General features: G+C 66.3%; 13 protein-coding genes. 7 read left to right on the top strand and 6 right to left on the bottom strand.

The window, feature by feature from the left end; all coding sequences use genetic code 11:
* Window positions 1–158 precede the first annotated feature (158 nt).
* Entirely contained in the window at window positions 159–1,553 is a 1,395-nt protein-coding gene (locus ACL9RL_RS17900; RefSeq protein WP_422781647.1) for a GntR family transcriptional regulator, read from the top strand.
* A gap of 251 nt (window positions 1,554–1,804) precedes the next feature.
* Window positions 1,805–2,302 carry a hypothetical protein gene (locus ACL9RL_RS17895; RefSeq protein WP_422781646.1) on the top strand — a complete coding sequence of 166 codons (498 nt, stop codon included), beginning with the start codon at window positions 1,805–1,807 and terminating at the stop codon, window positions 2,300–2,302.
* Window positions 2,303–2,490: 188 nt separating this feature from the next.
* Here ACL9RL_RS17895 and ACL9RL_RS17890 read toward each other — a convergent pair whose 3' ends face one another.
* Together ACL9RL_RS17890 and ACL9RL_RS17885 are read right to left on the bottom strand one after the other, a co-directional pair.
* Window positions 2,491–3,246: a hypothetical protein gene (locus tag ACL9RL_RS17890; RefSeq protein WP_422781645.1), complete on the bottom strand. Its 756-nt coding sequence runs from the start codon at window positions 3,244–3,246 to the stop codon at window positions 2,491–2,493.
* A gap of 180 nt (window positions 3,247–3,426) precedes the next feature.
* Window positions 3,427–5,706, bottom strand: a complete 2,280-nt coding sequence (locus ACL9RL_RS17885; RefSeq protein ID WP_422781644.1) for a transglycosylase domain-containing protein — start codon at window positions 5,704–5,706, stop codon at window positions 3,427–3,429.
* A gap of 36 nt (window positions 5,707–5,742) precedes the next feature.
* Between ACL9RL_RS17885 and ACL9RL_RS17880 the strand changes: the two genes are divergently transcribed.
* Window positions 5,743–7,023, top strand: a complete 1,281-nt coding sequence (locus ACL9RL_RS17880) for a D-alanyl-D-alanine carboxypeptidase family protein (RefSeq protein WP_422781643.1) — start codon at window positions 5,743–5,745, stop codon at window positions 7,021–7,023.
* 92 nt (window positions 7,024–7,115) lie between these two features.
* On the opposite strand, the gene ACL9RL_RS17875 is transcribed toward ACL9RL_RS17880, so the two are convergent.
* A complete protein-coding gene (locus ACL9RL_RS17875; protein WP_422781642.1) occupies window positions 7,116–7,772 on the bottom strand; it encodes a GntR family transcriptional regulator in 657 nt (218 codons plus the stop codon).
* Between the two features lie 147 nt (window positions 7,773–7,919).
* A complete protein-coding gene (locus ACL9RL_RS17870; protein ID WP_422781641.1) occupies window positions 7,920–9,422 on the bottom strand; it encodes a hypothetical protein in 1,503 nt (500 codons plus the stop codon).
* A gap of 430 nt (window positions 9,423–9,852) precedes the next feature.
* On the opposite strand from ACL9RL_RS17870, the gene ACL9RL_RS17865 reads away from it, so the two are divergent.
* From ACL9RL_RS17865 to ACL9RL_RS17850, 4 genes are all read left to right on the top strand, one after another.
* Window positions 9,853–11,508, top strand: coding sequence for a hypothetical protein (locus ACL9RL_RS17865; protein WP_422781640.1), 1,656 nt, complete (start codon window positions 9,853–9,855; stop codon window positions 11,506–11,508).
* 165 nt (window positions 11,509–11,673) lie between these two features.
* On the top strand, window positions 11,674–12,462 hold the full coding sequence (locus tag ACL9RL_RS17860) for a DUF5819 family protein (RefSeq protein WP_422781639.1): 789 nt from the start codon (window positions 11,674–11,676) through the stop codon (window positions 12,460–12,462).
* Window positions 12,459–13,634 (top strand): HTTM domain-containing protein, encoded by a 1,176-nt coding sequence (locus ACL9RL_RS17855; RefSeq protein ID WP_422781638.1) that lies wholly within the window; start codon window positions 12,459–12,461, stop codon window positions 13,632–13,634. Before ACL9RL_RS17860 ends, ACL9RL_RS17855 begins: the two co-directional genes overlap by 4 nt.
* Window positions 13,631–15,088, top strand: coding sequence for a phytoene desaturase family protein (locus tag ACL9RL_RS17850; RefSeq protein WP_422781637.1), 1,458 nt, complete (start codon window positions 13,631–13,633; stop codon window positions 15,086–15,088). The genes ACL9RL_RS17855 and ACL9RL_RS17850 overlap by 4 nt, the downstream gene beginning before the upstream one ends.
* A gap of 194 nt (window positions 15,089–15,282) precedes the next feature.
* On the opposite strand, the gene ACL9RL_RS17845 is transcribed toward ACL9RL_RS17850, so the two are convergent.
* Both ACL9RL_RS17845 and ACL9RL_RS17840 read right to left on the bottom strand, forming a co-directional pair.
* Window positions 15,283–15,963, bottom strand: a complete 681-nt coding sequence (locus ACL9RL_RS17845; protein ID WP_422781636.1) for a GntR family transcriptional regulator — start codon at window positions 15,961–15,963, stop codon at window positions 15,283–15,285.
* Window positions 15,964–16,157: 194 nt separating this feature from the next.
* Window positions 16,158–17,531, bottom strand: a complete 1,374-nt coding sequence (locus ACL9RL_RS17840; RefSeq protein WP_422781635.1) for a GntR family transcriptional regulator — start codon at window positions 17,529–17,531, stop codon at window positions 16,158–16,160.
* Window positions 17,532–17,647 lie beyond the last annotated feature (116 nt).

The raw sequence follows: 17,647 nt of genomic DNA, 5'->3' as shown, positions 1-17,647 counted from the left end.
CACCACCAGTGAGGGCCCGAGCATCCGCTCGGGCCCTCACATCATCCGGACATCAGTAGTTGGATTGTTTTAATATGTCACTGATTAGGTGGTATGATCCGCATATATGAACATGCGTGAACTCACGCATCTCGAACCATCCCCGAAAGGCTCCTCCCATGAGACCGGCATTGCCAGCGATCAATCTCGATCACCGGCTCCTCAGTGACGTCGCGTACACGCGCATCCTCGACGCGATCCTCAGCGGGGAACTCGCGCCTGGACGGCTGGTCTCCGCGAGCAAGCTCGACGCCATCGCCGGCACTTCCCGCACACCGGTCCGCCAAGCCGTCACTCGCCTGGCGGACATCGGGCTCCTCATCGTGCAACCGCAGAAGAACACCAGGATCGCTTCCCTCGACCGGGACGTCCTCGGACGCCGCCTCGACATGCTCGGCGCCCTCTACACGTCCGCCGTCGAAGCAACTGCAGCGGACCTCAGTGCAACACACCTGCGCACCATCGACGACATCCTCGACCGGTTCCGCAGCGATACGTCCAGTCAGGCACGCGGCTCCGAGGCAATCCGCTTCTTCGCCGTGTTCCGCGAGCGTCTGGGGAACACCACCCTCGACCGCATCCGGAATCGTGTCTCACCGCACGTCCGTCGTGCGTTGCGGCTGCACGCACACTTCGAGTTCGCACGAGCCCTCCCGCTCATGCAGGGCGTGCGTGATGCGGCCCGCGCAGGCGATGCTGCAACAGCCGCCGCGGCGACCCGGACATTCTTCGACGAGTTCATGCCCGCGCTCCTCGGGACCCTTCCCGACACTCCCCGCGCCGTCACCCAGCCACGCCCGAACAGTCGCAGGCTCCTACGCGACGACGTGTACGAAGCGATCCTCACTGCGATCGTCGAGGGTCGAATCGCTCCGGGAGACGTCCTCCATGCTGGAGAGCTCGCCGACACTCTCGGCGTCTCGCGTGAACCGGTCCGGGATGCCATCCCCCGCCTCGCGGACACCGGCCTCGTGGAAGTCCTCCCCTACCGCCACGCCGTTGTGACCGGCGCAACAACAGCAGCCGTCAACGAGGCGCTGTTCATCGCAGACGCCCTCAGCCGCCACGCCGCCAGGCGCTCCGTCGCCGACCTCGACGAGGCGGACCTGCTCCACCTCGACAACCTGATGCGGACCGCCGAAACACAGTACGACGCGGAGGAACCGGCCGCACTCGGCGGAACCATTCAGCAATACATCTCCGCCCTGGCCATCCCCACCGAGAACATCGAACTCATCGACGTACTCGCCACCGTGGCACCGCTGCTCCAGAGCCACATGCAGCAGACCCCCGATGGCAACAGCAGCACCCGCGTCATCACCATGATGCGCAGCTTCCACGCAGCGGCGGGACGACGCGACGCCCTCGCCGTGCACGACACCATCGGCGCGTTCCACGAGCAGAGCCGACACGAACTGCGTCAACCGCCCCGGAGAACCTCGACGAACACTGCTTCACCCCCTCGGCAAGCCGGCCGGCAGCCGGTCGGTCGTCCGCCCGCCAGACCCAGCTGATCCGGCGAAGCCGATGCCCGGGACCGCCGTCGCAGCCTGAGGCGAGATCACCCTCCTCCCACGAGCCGCCTCCCTCCGTCGCGGCCGACCGAGATCACCCATCGGCACCCGCAGACGCGGGCTGTCGATGTGTCGGAATCGTCGTACGCCTCCGCGACTGATACTCCTTATGCTGAGGCAACACGCGGTGCGGTGCACTGGAAGGAGTCCGATGCACAACCGTCGGATCCACGCACCGATTGGAAACGCACATGCCATCACCACACCGCCCCACCGCGGGAAGACTCACCGCCCTCATCGCCTTGCCAGTGCTGCTGCTCGGACTCGCATCGTGCAGCGCCGACACCGATCCAGCTTCCGAACCGGCGCCGAGCGAGTCCGCTGCCAACTCTTTCGAGAGCTGGCAGCTGAAGTTCGCGCAGTGCATGCGCGACGCGGGGATCGACTTCAAGGATCCGGACTCGAAAGGCGGCCTGTCTGGAACCACCGGCGACTCGGCGAGCGCAGCAGCGTCGGACGCCTGCATGGAGAAGCTCGGCCCCCCACCCGCCGGACCCGGCGGAGAAGAGTCCGGCGGCGGTACATCATTCCTCGAAGCCGCGAAGTGCCTCCGCGATGAGGGGTTCGAGATCGACGACCCCAAGGAGTCCAACCAGATCACCATCCCCGAAGGCGTTTCGGACCCCGTCCTGGAGAAGTGCGGCTTGCCTCCGGGAACCTCCGGCGCCGCAATCTCCACGGCCAACTGAACACGAGGCGTGCGCGGGTGTGGTGACGCACGTTTCCGTCATCCATCCGCGCACGCCCCATCGTCCGTTCGCAATTCAGGAGCGCCGCGGCGCGTCGCGCCAAAACTCGGGCTCCCGAGCGCGACACGCCGGACCGCTCCTGAATTGCGAACGGGTGGCGCGGCCGCGCTCCGCGCGTGACGCGCGGACTACGCGACGACCGGAGCCGTGACCGGCACCGAGACGGACGGCAGGATCGAGCCGTCGGCCGCAGCAGCCCAGACCTCGAAGGTCACACCGACGACCGAGTAGGCGGCGTACTCGCCGAGATCGATGCTGAACGCACCGTCCTCCTCCACCTCACCGAAGATCGTGGACCCGAACACGTCGACGGCGACATCCTGCGTTCCGGCAGGCACCGAACCGGTGATGACGCCGGACCCGGCGGCGATCGCATCGACCTCGACCCCCGTTGTGACGTGCTGCGAGACATGCTGCGAGACCGTCGAGCCGATGAGACCGGCCGGCTTGACCGATGACGCCGCCGCAGCCGGCTTCGCACTCAGCTGCACGACGAAGTTCGCCGTTCCACCGATGCTGCCGTCAGCGCCAACCGCGGTGGCCGTGAGCGTCGACAGCGGGATGGCACGACTGGCGAACGGTGCCAGGTCGACCGTGAACGAACCATCAGCCGCCACGACACCCTCCCGATAGGCGCCGGGCCTGAGCGCGAGACCGGAGATGCGAACCGTTGCCGCTCCCGGCGTCGCGTGGCCGGTCACGACCTTGTCGCGAGAACGGAACCAGTCGACAGAGGTGATCGACACTGCGGACGAAGCCGTGTGAGCTTCGGTCTGCACCGAGCCGGACACTGCGGGCGAGGCCGAGACGACGCTTGCGCCGACCGGGGCGAGGGCTGCTGCGGCCACGGCGAGCGCGATCATGGGCGTGGAGATGATGGACATGCTGCTCCTAGAAGTGAATCGAGTGATTATCTAGGAATCAAGTTATCTTAAATTTATGCAGAAGGCGCGGAACTGACAGTTCTGTAAGACTTCCCTCGCCATATGCATCACCTGTTGCACACGTCCGACCGGATGACGCTCCGGTCGAACGTGTGCAGCGCGCTGACTCACACGCGAGGATCAGCCCCCTGCACCCGGATCGGTGGTCGGCTCCGTCGAGGGCTCCGGCGCTGGCGGTTCCGGTGCGGGCGGCGCCGGTGGCGCCTCCGGCTCGGTCGACGGCTTCTCGGACGGCTCCGGGTTGGAGTACTTGCCGGAGTCCCGCGGCGGAGTCGCGAACGCATCGCCGCCGTACTTGCTGTTCGCGACCGCCATCACGGCTGGCCACACGAAGTGGCGGATGCCCGCGGCCTGCCGTCCGTTGAGGTTGCTGCTCCGGCTCCGGAGGTCGGCGTGACCCGTCGCATTGAAGACGCCGGTCACGGTTGCAGCCTTGGTGCTGGCCCCGCTCATCCAGGTGGCCTTGTTGTCATCGGTGGTCCCCGTCTTGCCGATGACCGGGATGCCGTCGCCGATGCGCGACTGGCTCGTGGTTCCGCCGGCGAAGGTCTGCTGCAGCGCAGAGTTGGCCGCCGCGGCGATGTCTGGTTCGAGCGCCTGACGGCAGTTCGCCCCCGGCGCTGGAATCTCGGTGCCGTCATGCTTCACGATGCGGTCGATGGCGATCGGATCGCACATCATTCCGCCGGCGGCGAGCGTCGCGAACGCCGCAGCCATGCTGATCGGCGCGACCTCGTTGGTGCCGAGGACGTCGGACGGGTACTTGCTGAGCTCTCCGCCGTCGGCGCGGTGGACGCCCATCGACGCCGCGGTGTCGCGGATGCCGCACAGGTCGAGCTTCTTCGCCATGGCGATGAACCCCGTGTTCTCCGAATTGACCGTGTTGAACAGCGCAGACCAGGTGCCGCCGTTGCCGCCCTCGTCGTTCTTCGGGTTCCAAGCCCCCGCCGACACCGTCCCGCCGTCGACGCAGCTGTCCTTGAACGTGCCCCAATTGGCGCGGCGTTGCGCATCGACCGTCTCGCCCAGGCCGTGGCCCTCCTTGAGCCACTCGATGAGCGTGAAGATCTTGTACGTCGACCCCGGCTGGAACCCGGCGGACCCGCCGTACTCGAAGTCGGTGTTGTAGTTGATCGCGGAGTAGTTCGGCCCGGTTGCGAGCACATCCGGGTCGTTCGCGTAGTCCTTGTTCTGCGCCATCGCGAGGATGCGTCCAGTCCCGGGCTGCACCGTCACCGAAACGCTGCCGACGTCGTAGGTGTCGACGGCGTGCGGAACGTACTCGTCGAGCGTGGTCTGCGAGACGTGCTGCAGGTCGAGGTCGAGCGTGGTGTAGACCTCGTACCCGCCGCGGATGAAGTTGGTCCAGCGCTCGTCGTCGGTCGCACCGAAGACGGGGTCGTTCTGGAACACCTTCGTGACGTAGTCGCAGAAGTACCCGGAGCCCGGACTCACGTTCGCGGCCGTGGTGCAGCCGGTGCTCGGCTGCGTGATCGTGGGGGCGATGGGCGTCTCATCGGCCAGGTTGAACTGCTCCTGGCTGATCTTGCCCTCCTTGAGCATCTGCGTGAGGACGTAGTGGCGACGCAGGAGTGTCTCGGCGTAGCCGTTGGCTGCGCCGTTGCGCTCGCGGTCCGGGCGGTCGATGCGGAGCGTCTCCGGGTTGTTCACGATCGCCATGAGCGTCGCCGCCTGTTCGAGCGTCAGATTCGCGGCGTTCGTATTGAAGTAGTAGCTCGCCGCCGCCTCGATGCCGTAGACCCGCCCACCGAAGCCGGCGATGTTGAGGTAGCCGCGCAGGATGTCCTGCTTGCCGTAGCGCTTCTCCAGGCCGACGGCCATCCGGATCTCACGGATCTTTCGGCTCTCGCTGGTCTCCGTGGCCTCCTCGTACGCCGCTTTGCGCTTGGCCTCGTCGGTGATGGCCTCCGCCTTCTGCACGAGGACGTTCTTGACGTACTGCTGGGTGATGGACGATCCGCCCTGCGGGTCCCCGCCGCCGGCGTTGCTGATGATGGCGCGCGCCGTACCCATCAGATCGACGCCGACGTGCTCGTAGAACCGCGGGTCCTCGGCGGAGACCGCGGCGTCCTTCACGAACTGGTTGATGGCGTCCCAGCCGACCTCGACGCGATTCTGCTGATAGAACGACGCCATCAGCACGGGGGCGCCAGCGCTGTCGACGGCGTAGATGTTGGACTTCTGGGCGAGCTCGTCGAGCGCCAGGTAGTCGGGGATCCCGTCGAAGACGCCGATGGTCGCGTTCGTGGCGTTGGCCGTCAGGGCGATGGCTGGGGTGACGGTCGCGGCGACGAGTACCCCGGCGGCGACACTCAAGCCGAGAAACCCCACAAGACCGCCGACCACTTCCCCCGTTTGACGCAAGCTCGTATTCCTCATGCGCAGAGCGTAACCCGGATGTGTGATAGTTGCCTGATGGAATACCCATCGGTGCCGAACACAACACTTGTGCGTGAACGGACCCTCCGACGGCGGCGTCGAACGGTTGCAATCGGTCTCACGGCAGCGCTCGTCCTGGGCGGCGTCGGGTACAGCACGGTGGTGCTCGCCCAGCCGCTTCCGGTCGCCGCGGCCGAGATCACCGTGCCGAGCATCGATCTCCCCGAGGCTGCGCAACTGAACTGGCCAGCGGTCGGGCGGGGCGCCATCGGGGCCGTCGGATTCGACGGTGTGCTCAGTTCGAGCGGTGGCGACGATCCGTTCCCCATCGCGAGCGTCGCGAAGACCGTCACGTCCCTCGTGGTGCTGGATCACAAGCCCATCCCGGAGGGCGAGAACGGCCCGGACATCGAGATCACCAACGATGACGTGCAGTGGCTCGACGACACGATCGCGGAGAACGGCTCGTGGGCGCCGGTCGTCGAAGGTTCCGTGTTCACGCAGCGCCAGGTGCTCGAAGCGATGATGCTGCCCTCCGCCAACAACTACAGCAAGACGCTCGCCATCTGGGCGTTCGGTAGCGTCGATGCGTTCCTCGAAGCGACGCGGGTCTGGCTGGCCGACCACGGCCTCACGGGTACGACCCTCACCAATACGAGCGGCCTCGGCTCATCCAACGTGAGCACCACGCGCGACCTCGTCGAGATCGGCAAGCTCGCGCACGCGAACCCGGTGCTGGCGAGCGTTGTGGCAGAGAAGACCGCGGTGCTGCCGGCGATCGGCGAGATCGAGAACCTCAACTCCCTCCTCGGCACCGCCGGCATCACGGGCATGAAGACGGGCACGGACGACGACTCCGGCTCCTGCATCCTCTTCTCGGCCGAGGTTCCCGTCGGCGACACGACGGTGACCGTCGTCGGCACGATCCTCGGCGCGACGAACTCCGGTTCGCGGAACGCGGCCCTCCTCGATCTCCTCGCGAGCGTCCCCGCCGCGTTCGAGGAGGTGCAGCTCACCACGGCCGGCGATCGATTCGGGTCGTACACGCCGTCGTGGGCGGATGGTGCGATCATCGGGAGCGATGTCGTGGCCGGGGCGGACGCATCGGTGATCGTCTGGAAGGGCACGACCGTCGCAGTAACTGCGTCAGCGCGCTCCTTGTCAGCCGGCGCCGCGGGTTCCCCCGTCGGCACCGCCACCTACACGCTGAGCGCACCAGCCCTCGGCCAAGGCGCCACGATCACGGTCCCCCTGACCCTGACGACCGACATCGCCCCCGCCACCCCATTCCAACGCCTCCTCACCCCCACCCTCTAACCCCTTCGCCTCTGCTGAGGGGTCGCAAAGTGTGGGTGTTCACTGCCTCGGACCCGCAGTTTGCGACCCCTCGCGGGCTGGATCGGGGGCGGTCAGGCGGCGGATTCGGAGAGACGGAAGACGGATTCGACGGCGAGCTCGGCTGCGATCGCGTCACCGGACGTGATCGCGGCGCGCAACAGCGGATAGTTCTCTTCGAGCGACTCCCACGCGGTGTCGTCCTCCGTGCGCGTCACGGTGAGCTGGAACGCGAGCGAGTCGATGATGTCCCGCGTCGCCCGCACGAGGACCGGGTTCCGACAGAACTGCACGAACTCGTCGACGAGCTGCCAACGGAGGCGGCCCGCTTCATCGCCGGCCCGGTTCTCGACGGCGACGATGGTGGCGTCGAGGCATCCGAGCAGCGTCGTGCGCTGCGCATCCGTCAGTGTGGGCACCGTCAACCGCACAACACCGCCGACGAGGGCACCCATCGTCTGCATCACGTGCGTCCGGTCACCGGCGTTCGGCTCGGCGACGCGCGTGTACCGCTGCGGGGCCATCTCGATGAGCCCGACCCTCGCCAGATCATTGAGCGCCTCACGGATGGGCGTGCGCGAAACTCCGAGCCAGTCCTGCAGGTCGTGATCGTTGAGCGTCTCGCCGGGGAGGAGGGTCCCGTCGAAGATCGCGGCCCGGATCTGCTCCGCGGCCGCTTCTCGCAGCGACTTGCGCTGGAACATCGATTCGTCTTTCGGGGGGACAGGCATCGTGAACTCCTCGATCACATGAAACAACAGGTGGTGTCATAGTCAGGTTACCTGCTCTGTTCGCGAACTGGCAGTCGCGGCGGCTTTCGGCGTCACGAAAGCAGCCACGACTGTCAGTTCGCGGGCCGGTTCGGTCGACTGGTTCGGTCAGCCGATGGCCGGACGCAGCGTGTAGTCGAGGAGGGCGGATGTCGTCCGCACCCCCGGCATCGTCTGACGGACGACTCCGAGGTACCTCCCCGCGCCGAGCGGCGGCAGGGCCGAGGCGCAGGACCAAGCGCCGGCGTCGTCGACAACGGTGGCGCAATAGGCACGGTTGCCCTGTACCTGGATGGATGCACCCGGCGCACCGGTGCCCCTGAACACCGGAACGGGCGTCGAGACGACAGCGCCGACCGACGGCGAGACGAGTCCGACGGACACGGACGGGTCCGTCAGCACAACGGGGTGCTCGATGAATGCGCGGTACGCCTCGCCCACCGCCGTCAACCCGTAGGACCCGGTCGCCTGCTCGAGGTCGGCCAGGTTGTAATCCCCCGACTTGCCGCCATCCCCGGCGCCTTCAGGCCCGGAGAAGGTGAACGCGAACAGGCCGGCGATGTTGTACTCGCCGGCGAGGTTATACAACCCCGTCAGCAGGCGCGTGAAGCTTGAGGCCCGCATCGATTCATCCGCTCCAGGCGCCCCTTTCGGGAACACGCCGAACTCGGTGACGACGAGCGGCTTGCCGTAGCGGTCTCGGAAGTTCGCCGCAGCATTGCGCACCGCGAGGAGTTCAGCACCGTTGACGTTGTCGAACCCGGTCGACTGGTCGAGGACGTCGCCGACAGCATTGCCGTACCCGTTCTGGTAATACCAGTGCACAACCGTGAAGTCCCATCTGACCGGCACCGGATGCTGATTCGATGCCGTCGGGACGGCGTTCCACAGCGCGTCGGTGATGCCCCAGCGACTGCCGGACGTACCGACGGCGAAGCTGGGCACGGTTCCCACCGGCGCGTCGCCGCCGACTATGGCGTCGTCGACTCCGGCGCGGATGCCCGCCTGGAGCGCGAGAACGCTCGCCCGCACCCGGTCGACGCACTCGGCATTGAAATGTCCGGGTTCATTCCCCCACGGATTCCCCGGATTGACGCACGCGTGGTCGGGTTCGTTCCCGAGCTCGAAGTACGGAACCGCCCCGGACGCGACCTGACGCGCGAGCGTCCGCCCGATGTGACGTCCGAAGCCCTCGTAGTAGTCCGCGCGGAGCGCCTCGTCGAAGACCGGCGCGCCCTCCCCCTGACTGGTCGCCCAATTGATCTGCACGAGGGGCGCCACGGTGAGCCCGTCCTCGTCGATCATCCGTTCGACGACGCTGAGGTCATTCGGCTTACCCGTCGCACAGTTGAATGGCGAGAACGTCGCGAACTCCTCGACAGCCGCAGCATCAGAGCAGTACAGCCCGGCACGCACGACATTCACGCCGAGGGACTCGTCGAGAGCCTCGGCTGCCGCGTCCCAGTCATAACCGACCCCGCCCGCGCCGACCTTGTCCCGCGTCAGCATGGTCGAGAGATTGACCCCGAGGAACGGCACCGCCTGCGATGCGCCTGCGAACACCTCGCTCGAGTGATCCGCTGCGGCAAGTGCCGGCTGTGGCGCAGCCACGACGCACAACACAGCTACGGAGACGGCGGACGCGATGCGGATTCGGTTAGTCGTATTGCTCACACATCATCTAAACACAAGACAATGTTCATATCGAGGACTGGTCTAGGTGGTGCGATTTTCGCCAATCTCATTCTCGAAGCAAGAAAATATTAGATGGTGTTGCGTTTACGTCATCTTTAGTGGATACTTGCATCTGTCGAAATATTAGATTGGTAGACCGTGAGGTTCGCGTCACGTCATCTCTCCACATCGCATCTCGACTCACACACCTGAAACCCACCATTTCGAGCGCTCGATTCGGGATCGACGCGGCGAAACCACACTCTCTTCCCGAACGCATCACGCAGCACCCGAGGTGCCCGCTCGTCGGCCACCTGCCCAACCGGTTCTCTTCTCCTGAGACCGGAACTCTCTTGAAAGGAACCTCGTGAAGAAAGTCACGAAACTACTCGCCGGTGCCGGCATCGTCGCTACCGCCTTCGGTAGCTTCTCCACCACAGCCATCGCCGCCAGTGCGGCCGAGGTAACTTCGGTGTCGACCGAAGCAGCTGCACCGCAGGCGCAGAACCCGCGCCAGTACGGCTGGATCCAGTTCTTCATCCCTGGTTCTCAGGCGAACTGGATCGCACCAGACCGCCTGAATGCAGGCGACATCAAGGCGCTGATCGTCCCCGACCCGCCGAACCACGACCTGTTCGGCCGGCAGTGGTCATACCCGGCCCCCAACGAATCAGGTCCTGTCTACACGCTCCGAGGTACGAAACTCTGCCTGACTGCCCCCGCGACTCTCGCGGAAGGGACGCGCATCACGGCTCAGACATGCGACGGCAGCACTCGCCAAAACTGGACGTTCGCCAAAACGAGCCCCACCGCAGCCACGCTCAAGTACACCGCAGACTCGTCCTACGGGCTCGGCGTGGTGGGCCCCGGCGTCCCGAATGTCTTCTTCTCGGTGACCAAGAACCCGTGGGCAATGCGCATCAGCGACCGCGTAACCACCGAACCGGAAGGCAACTCGAACGCTTCGGCTTCGGCGTCCGCCGACAGCAAGGCCAACGCAGCAGCCCAGGCAGCCGCCAAGGCCGACGCAAGCTCGACCGCGTCCGCAGCAGCAGACGGCGACGCGAAGGCAGCAGCACAGGCGGCAGCAGACACCGATGCTTCGGTTGACGCCTCCAAAGACTCCGATGCCGCCTCGATCGCTGCGGCTGAAGCAGCAGCACAGAATGACGCCACCGACACGACCAACGCGGAAGCATCCGCCGCGACGAACGGCGACGCCACCTCCGCAGCACAGGCAGCAGCCATCGCCACGTCCTCCACCGACGCATCGAAGGACGCCAACACGACAGCGAACGCCAACACGGCAGCCGCAGCAGACGCCAACACCGCAGCAACCGCAAACGCGAACGCCGCAGCATCCGCAGCAGCAGACAGCAACGCCAACGCCGCAGCCCAGGCCGCAGCACAGGCCGACGCCACCACCACCGCCTCCGCAGCGACGAATGGTGACGCCACCGCAGCAGCCGCTAAGGCAGCTGACGCCGACGCATCAGTCGACGCATCCAAGGACACTGACGCTGCAGCCGCTGCGGCAGCACAGGCGGCGGCACAGGCCGACAACTCCGCGAACACCAACGCACAGGCAAGCGCCGCGAAGAACGGCGACGCCTCCGCAGCGACTCAGGCAGCAGCCATCGCCACGTCCTCCACGGACGCATCGAAGGACGCCAACGCAACCTCTAGCACCAACGGAGCGAGCGCGACGACCGACACGACCGGCGACGCCAACGCGAACGCCACCAACGCGGTAGCCAACGCCAGCACCAACGGAAACGACTCCACGTCCAACACGAGCACGCAGGGCAAGGACTCCACGTCCAACACCAGCACGCAGGGCGCCTCGGCTTCGTCGAGCACCAACGGGTCCGAGGCCGGCGGAAGCCTCGCCCACACGGGCGCCGATGGCGTCTTCACCTCGCTCATCGCTGCGATGATCGCGCTCGGAGGTGGCGCGCTCGCGTTCATCTTCGCTCGCCGTCGCAAGCAGAGCCAGGCCGAGAGCAACGATTCGGCCCTGTAACACCTGAGCACTCAGTTGCTCACCGGCCCCCGTCCCGCACCCAGTGCGAGGCGGGGGCCTTCCCATGCATGCCATTCAAACAAAATATTAGATGGCCTTGTGTTTTGATGAACGGTATGTCATCATATGTGAGACATGAAATATCAGACAACGAAAGGACACGTGATGGCGAAGACACCCGCCACCCCGACCCCCACGCGGCGCACGATCGTCGTGCGCATCGTCAGCGCAGGAGCGGTGCTCTTCACGCTCTGGCACGTCTTCGCGACGTTCCTCTGGATCGCCCCGGTCACCCCGCTGCGCGATGCAGTGCCCGGCGACACGCTTCGGAACTACATGCTCCCCTGGTACGGCCAGAGCTGGAGCGTGTTCGCCCCGGAGCCGATCAACGGCGACTACTACCTCAGCATCCGTGCAATCGTCCTCGACGAGAACGGCGAAGAGCAGGCCACCGAATGGGTCTCAGCCACAGACGTGGAGACCTCGATGGCACACCACAACCTCTTCCCGCCGCGCGCGGCAGGTCTCGCCATCAAGCAGTCCTCGCAGCTGAAGGACGCCTGGCAGAAGCTCACCCCCGAACAGCAGGAAATCGCCAAGCTCAACTACTACAAGGGCGACTCATGGCTCGGCCGCTTGCAGATCGCAATGGACGAAGCCGCTGACAACAGCAACAAGAACGACGTCGTCAACTACATCGTCCAGGAACGCTACACGGACGCCTATGCAACTCAGGTCGCCAAGGCCGTGTGGGGCGACAAGGTCGTGCAGGTCCAGTACGAATCCTCACGCCAGAACATCATCCCCTTCGACCAGCGCAACAACCCGGACGCTGAGCGCCCCGCACCCACGATCGTCCCGCTCGGCTGGCGCGGACTCATCACCCTCGACGACCAGTCGACCGACGACTTCGCGAAGACCTTCCTCGACGCATACGACAGGAGCAGCAAATGACCACCGCACCTTCCATCCCCGTCCGGCTGAAAAACGTCGTGACCTCGCTCATCGGCCGCGGCTTCGCGGGCCTCGTCTCACTCGTTCGCTCGCTCATCGGCCAGGGTGAATCCTGGCTCCTCGACGGCAAGCACGCCCAGTACGGACTCGCCGTCACCCGGATGCTCCTCGGCGCCACCGTTCTCGGCATGCTCCTCACCAACTGGAGCACGCGCCTCTACACCTTCGCCTCCGGCGCATCCTGGACCGGTCAGCACGGCTCACCGACGTCGGAGTTCGCCTCGATCTGGCCCGTCAACATCATGGTTGAAGCGGCGACGAACGACACCCTCTTCACCACGCTCTACGTGATCCTCGGAATCGCAGCCGTCTCATTCATCGTCGGATACCGCACCCGGATCTCCCTCGTGGTGATGTTCATCCTCTGGGTGGGGCTCGTGGAGGTCAACGAGCTCGTCTCGGACCAGTCCGACAACCTGACCCGCATGGTCATGCTCGCGATGTTCTTCACCGCGTGTGCAGACCGCTGGTCCTTCGACGCCCGCCGCCGCGAACGCTTCGCCGGCACGGGCGGGAACGTCCTCGTGCGCTGGTCACGCTTCCAGCCGGTGCTCCCCGCCTGGTCGACGAGCCTCGCGCAGAACCTCGCGATCATCGTGATGGCGACGCACGTGTTCTTCATCTACGTCTCCGGCGCCATGTACAAGTCCGGCGGCGACCCGTGGTCCGGCGGCTGGGCCATCTACGACCCGATCCACACCGTCCAGTTCGGTCCGTGGCCTGAGCTGAGCGCCCTCGTCACCGCGTGGGGCCCCGGCGTCGCAGCGATGACCGCGGTCACCCTGCTCGTCCAGCTCGGCTTCCCGCTGATGCTCATGCGCCGCGGAACCCGCATCGTCGCCCTGATCGTCGTCCTCGGCTTCCACCTCGGCATCGCCGTGCTGATGGGCCTGCCCTGGTTCTCGCTCTCGATGATCGCCATCGACGCGATCTTCATCCGCGACATCACCTGGAAGGCGATGGCCGGCGGACTCACGAAGACCTGGCGCAGCACGTCCGGCAAGGCTCAGCCCACCGTGGCCGCAACACCTGCAGCCGAACTCGACGCCCCGGAAACCGAATCGGCCACCACCGAGTCCGAGCGCCAGCCCGCGCTCATCGCAGCATCATGACCCGGGCGCAGGTCGACGCGATCATCGTCGGAAGCGGCCCCAACGGCCTCGCCGCCGGCGTCGTCCTCGCCCGAGCCGGCCTCGAAGTAGTTCTCTACGAGGCCAACCCTGACATCGGCGGCGGGGCCCGGACGAGCGAAGCAACGCTCCCCGGGTTCCGCCACGATTGGGGCGCAGCAGTGCACCCCATGGCTTTCGCCTCCCCCTTCTTCCGCGACTTCCAGCTGACGGACCGCGTCGAGTTCAGCGTCCCGGACGCCTCCTACGCACACCCCGTCGTCGGTGCCGCGAGCGGAATCGCCTGGCACGACCTCGATCGGACCGTCGACGCCCTCGGAGCAGATGGCGCAGCGTGGCGCCGGCTCTTCGGCCCACTCGCCCAGCACATCGACCGCTACATCCAACTCGCGATGTCGCCGATGCAGCAGGGCGTGCGCACACCGTTGACGACCGCTTCATACGGAGTCCGCGTCCTCGCCCACAGCACCCCGCTCGGCGCACTCGCCTTCCGCGACCGCATCGCACCCGCCATGCTCGCCGGCGTCCTGGCCCACTCGATCGGGCCCATCCCGTCCTTCGGCACCGCTGCCCCCGGCTTGATGCTCGGAGCCCTCGCCCACACCGCCGGATGGCCGATCCCCCGCCACGGCACACAGAGCATCACCGATGCGCTCGCCTCCGACTTCCGCGCCAACGGCGGCACGATCGTCACTGGCGCCCGGATCACCGATCTGGCCGAGCTTCCCCCGGCCAGAGCCGTCCTCTTCGATACCGATCCGGGCCAGCTCCTCAGGATCGCGGGTCGCCGGCTCGCTCCGGGCTATGTGCGTGCGCTCAACCGATTCCGACACGGCAACGCCGCCTCCAAAGTCGATTTCGCCCTGTCCGGACCGATCCCCTGGGCGGACCCGGACATCCGATCCGCCGGCACGGTACACGTCGGAGGGACGCGCGCCGAGATCTCGGCAGCCGAGCAGGAGGTCGCTGCAGGACGCCATGCGGAAGCCCCGTACGTCCTCCTGTCACAGCCGAGCATCGTCGACCCGACACGGGCTCCGGGCAGCGCCCACTCGGTCTGGACCTACGCACACGTGCCCGCCGGATCGGACCTCGACATGACCGAGGCGGTCACCGCGCAGATCGAGCGGTTCGCCCCCGGGTTCAGGGACCTCGTCCTCGCCTCGCACGCGACTCCGGCCACCGCCATCGAACGCGGCAATGCGAACTTCGTCGGCGGCGACATCGCCGGCGGCGCCGTCGACCTCCGGCAGCTCGTGGCCCGGCCACGGCTGGGCGCCGACCCGTGGCGTGCAGGAACCGGACTCTACCTGTGCTCGGCCTCAGCAACTCCCGGCCCAGGCGTCCACGGCATGGGCGGCTACCATGCCGCGAGAACCGCGCTCCGGGATGTGTTCGGAGCCGCTGTGCCAGAGCTCGGACGTTCCTCGTCCTGACCGCAACACGAACGGCCACCCTGGCAACCGGTGAGAACCGATGCCGGGTGGCCGTAGACGATCCGATCCGCTTCCGAGAGCGGGCACGAGTCATACCGCCGCGAACGCGACGAAAGGCGCCGGACGGGCGAACTGCCCGGACCGACGCCAAAGACGAGGATTGCCGCACCGCGAGAGCGGCATCGGTTTGTCGATCAATCGTCCTCAGGCTTCGGCCACACTGCCGATGCGAGCTGCATCACGTAGGCATCCAGGAGTTGCTGAGCCTCGCCTGCACGACCAGCAGCAACCGCGTCCATCGCGGTGATCAACCGGCGCGTGCGAGAGTGTGATGCTCCGGCGAGATCGATCTGATGGCGTTCGATCACTTCCTCGCGGAAGAACAGGCGCAAGGGGGCCATGAGGTCGAACAGGACGGTGTCTGCAATCGCGTTGCTGCCGTTGTTGATGATCCGTTCGACGAAATCCAGGAATGCCGTCGTATCCGCGGTCGGCGTCGGATCGAGGCCGAGGGCCTGAGTGCTTCCGACGAGGCGGGACAGGTCGAGTCTGGAGTCGCGAATCACGAGGCAGACGAGGCGCCCGCCGACCTCCAGCCGGTCTCTCATGTCCGCGGCGCTCCACTCGGCGACCTGGGTGCGGCTGTTCCGAACGACCTCGACGAAACCGGCCGACGACAACCTGATGATCGCCTCTCGCACCGGTGTGCGTGAGACGCCGAACTCTTCGGCGATGGCATCGACGTTGAGTCGTTCTTCTGGCATGTATCGCCCGAGGATGATGTCGCTGAGGAGACGCTCGTAAATCGAGTCCCCGAGGAGCTGCTTGTCGATCATCCTGCTCGCGATCGGGACCTGCATGGTCGGCACCGGCATTGCGCGTCCTCTCACGATAGGGAGTTCTTCCCATCTAATATTTTCGAGTGATCACGAGTTTGCCATATTTTCAGTGTGAGTGCAACATCATCTAGTATTTTCTCGCGAGAAGTTTGGTACCACTACGTCGCCAGCAACGTGAGCCAGCCCAGGCCACCCCGGTCGATCCTGAGTCAATGAGTCCCACATCAGTCCTACTCATCGGTTCGGACCCCAGCGTCGTCAACCATGATCACCGGCGTCGCGCGCCCGACCCGCACCGCCACCTGGTCGAAGTAAGCCACCACCGCCCGCGCTGCAGCTCCCGCATCACGCCGATCGATGCCATCCTCCAACCCCGCCAACACGTCATCGAGCAGCCGGAGATCGGGAGCAGGTCGCAGCTGCGTCCGTCGATAGATCCACGGAGTCAGACTGAGGAGAATGGTCACGAGCGACTGATTCTCCGATGCGTCCACGACCACCATCAGCGCATCGATGACCGCCGCGATCCCCTCGATCACATCCTCTGCCGCCAATGCCTCATCGAGGCGCGCCCGCGCGAGACGGACCTGGGCGATGTCCTCGACGCAGATCTTCGGCACGCCGAGACGCATCGCGAGCCCTGCGAACACCCCCAGCGCCGACATCACCCAGGACAGCTGGTCGACATCCAGCACCGCGACGCGAGTCATCCGGCCTGGCAGCGTCTCGACGAGACCGATGAGTTCGAGGCGCCCGAGCGCATCCCGGAGCGGCACCCGCGAGACGCCGAGCCAGGACAGGAGCTGGTCCTCACGCAGGCGCTCCCCTGAAGCGAACTCCGTGCGCCGCAGCGCATCCAGCAGGACGACATACACCTGCTCCCGCAGCAGTTGCCGGGGCTTGACGAGCGACTTCGGGAACTCCGCAGCCACCCGGACCGGCGCTGGCTCGGCAAGCACTCGAAGCACCTGGGCGAACCAGGCGTCGAAGAGCCCGCGGACCCGCTCGACGTCGCCACGCTCGCACGCGCTGAGCATGTCGGCCACCCGGGCCGCACCGACGCCCAGGTGCGTGGCCAGGCCGGGCGTGGTGTTCGCGTACCAGCGCAGGTGGAGCGCGATGGCCCGCACCGCCCGCTGGAGCGTCGGATTCCCTGCCACACCGAGGAAGGCATCGAGCAGTTCGCCGAGCGCATCGCCCTCCGCAATCGCCCGGGCTTCTGCGAGCAGGTCTTCGACGATGAGCGCGTGATACGCGCGGATGCGCTCCAGCATCGCCGCATCGTGCGACTCGACGGCGAGCTGGACCTGCGTCCCGAACACATGCCTCAGGACGATGATCGCGTCGCAGATCTCTTGCGAGCCAACGTCGCGCACACGCGTCTCACGCTGCGGCAGCACATCGACGAACCCGTCGGCGTCGAGCCGGCTGAGCGCTTCCCGGACCGGGGTCCGCGAGGCGCCCATCCGCGCTTCGATCATGGACTCGCGCAGCCGCTCACCCGGGAGATACACACCGGCGACGATGTCTTCACGCAGGCGCCGGTAGACATCGTCGCGGAGGGAGGTTCGGTCGAGTCGGGGCGAGTTCTGAGGTACCGGCATTGCCATATCATATGGTTTGACGATCAAAACGCGTAGTCCGCGCACCACAACCCGCTCCCGCTTCTGCCGAGGGGTCGCAAAGTGCGGGTGTTTGCGCGTCGCACCCGCACTTTGCG

This window comes from Plantibacter sp. Mn2098 (assembly GCF_049319745.1).
In the GTDB taxonomy this organism is placed as follows: Bacteria; Actinomycetota; Actinomycetes; order Actinomycetales; family Microbacteriaceae; genus Plantibacter.
This window is presented reverse-complemented; position numbering and strand designations above follow the sequence as displayed.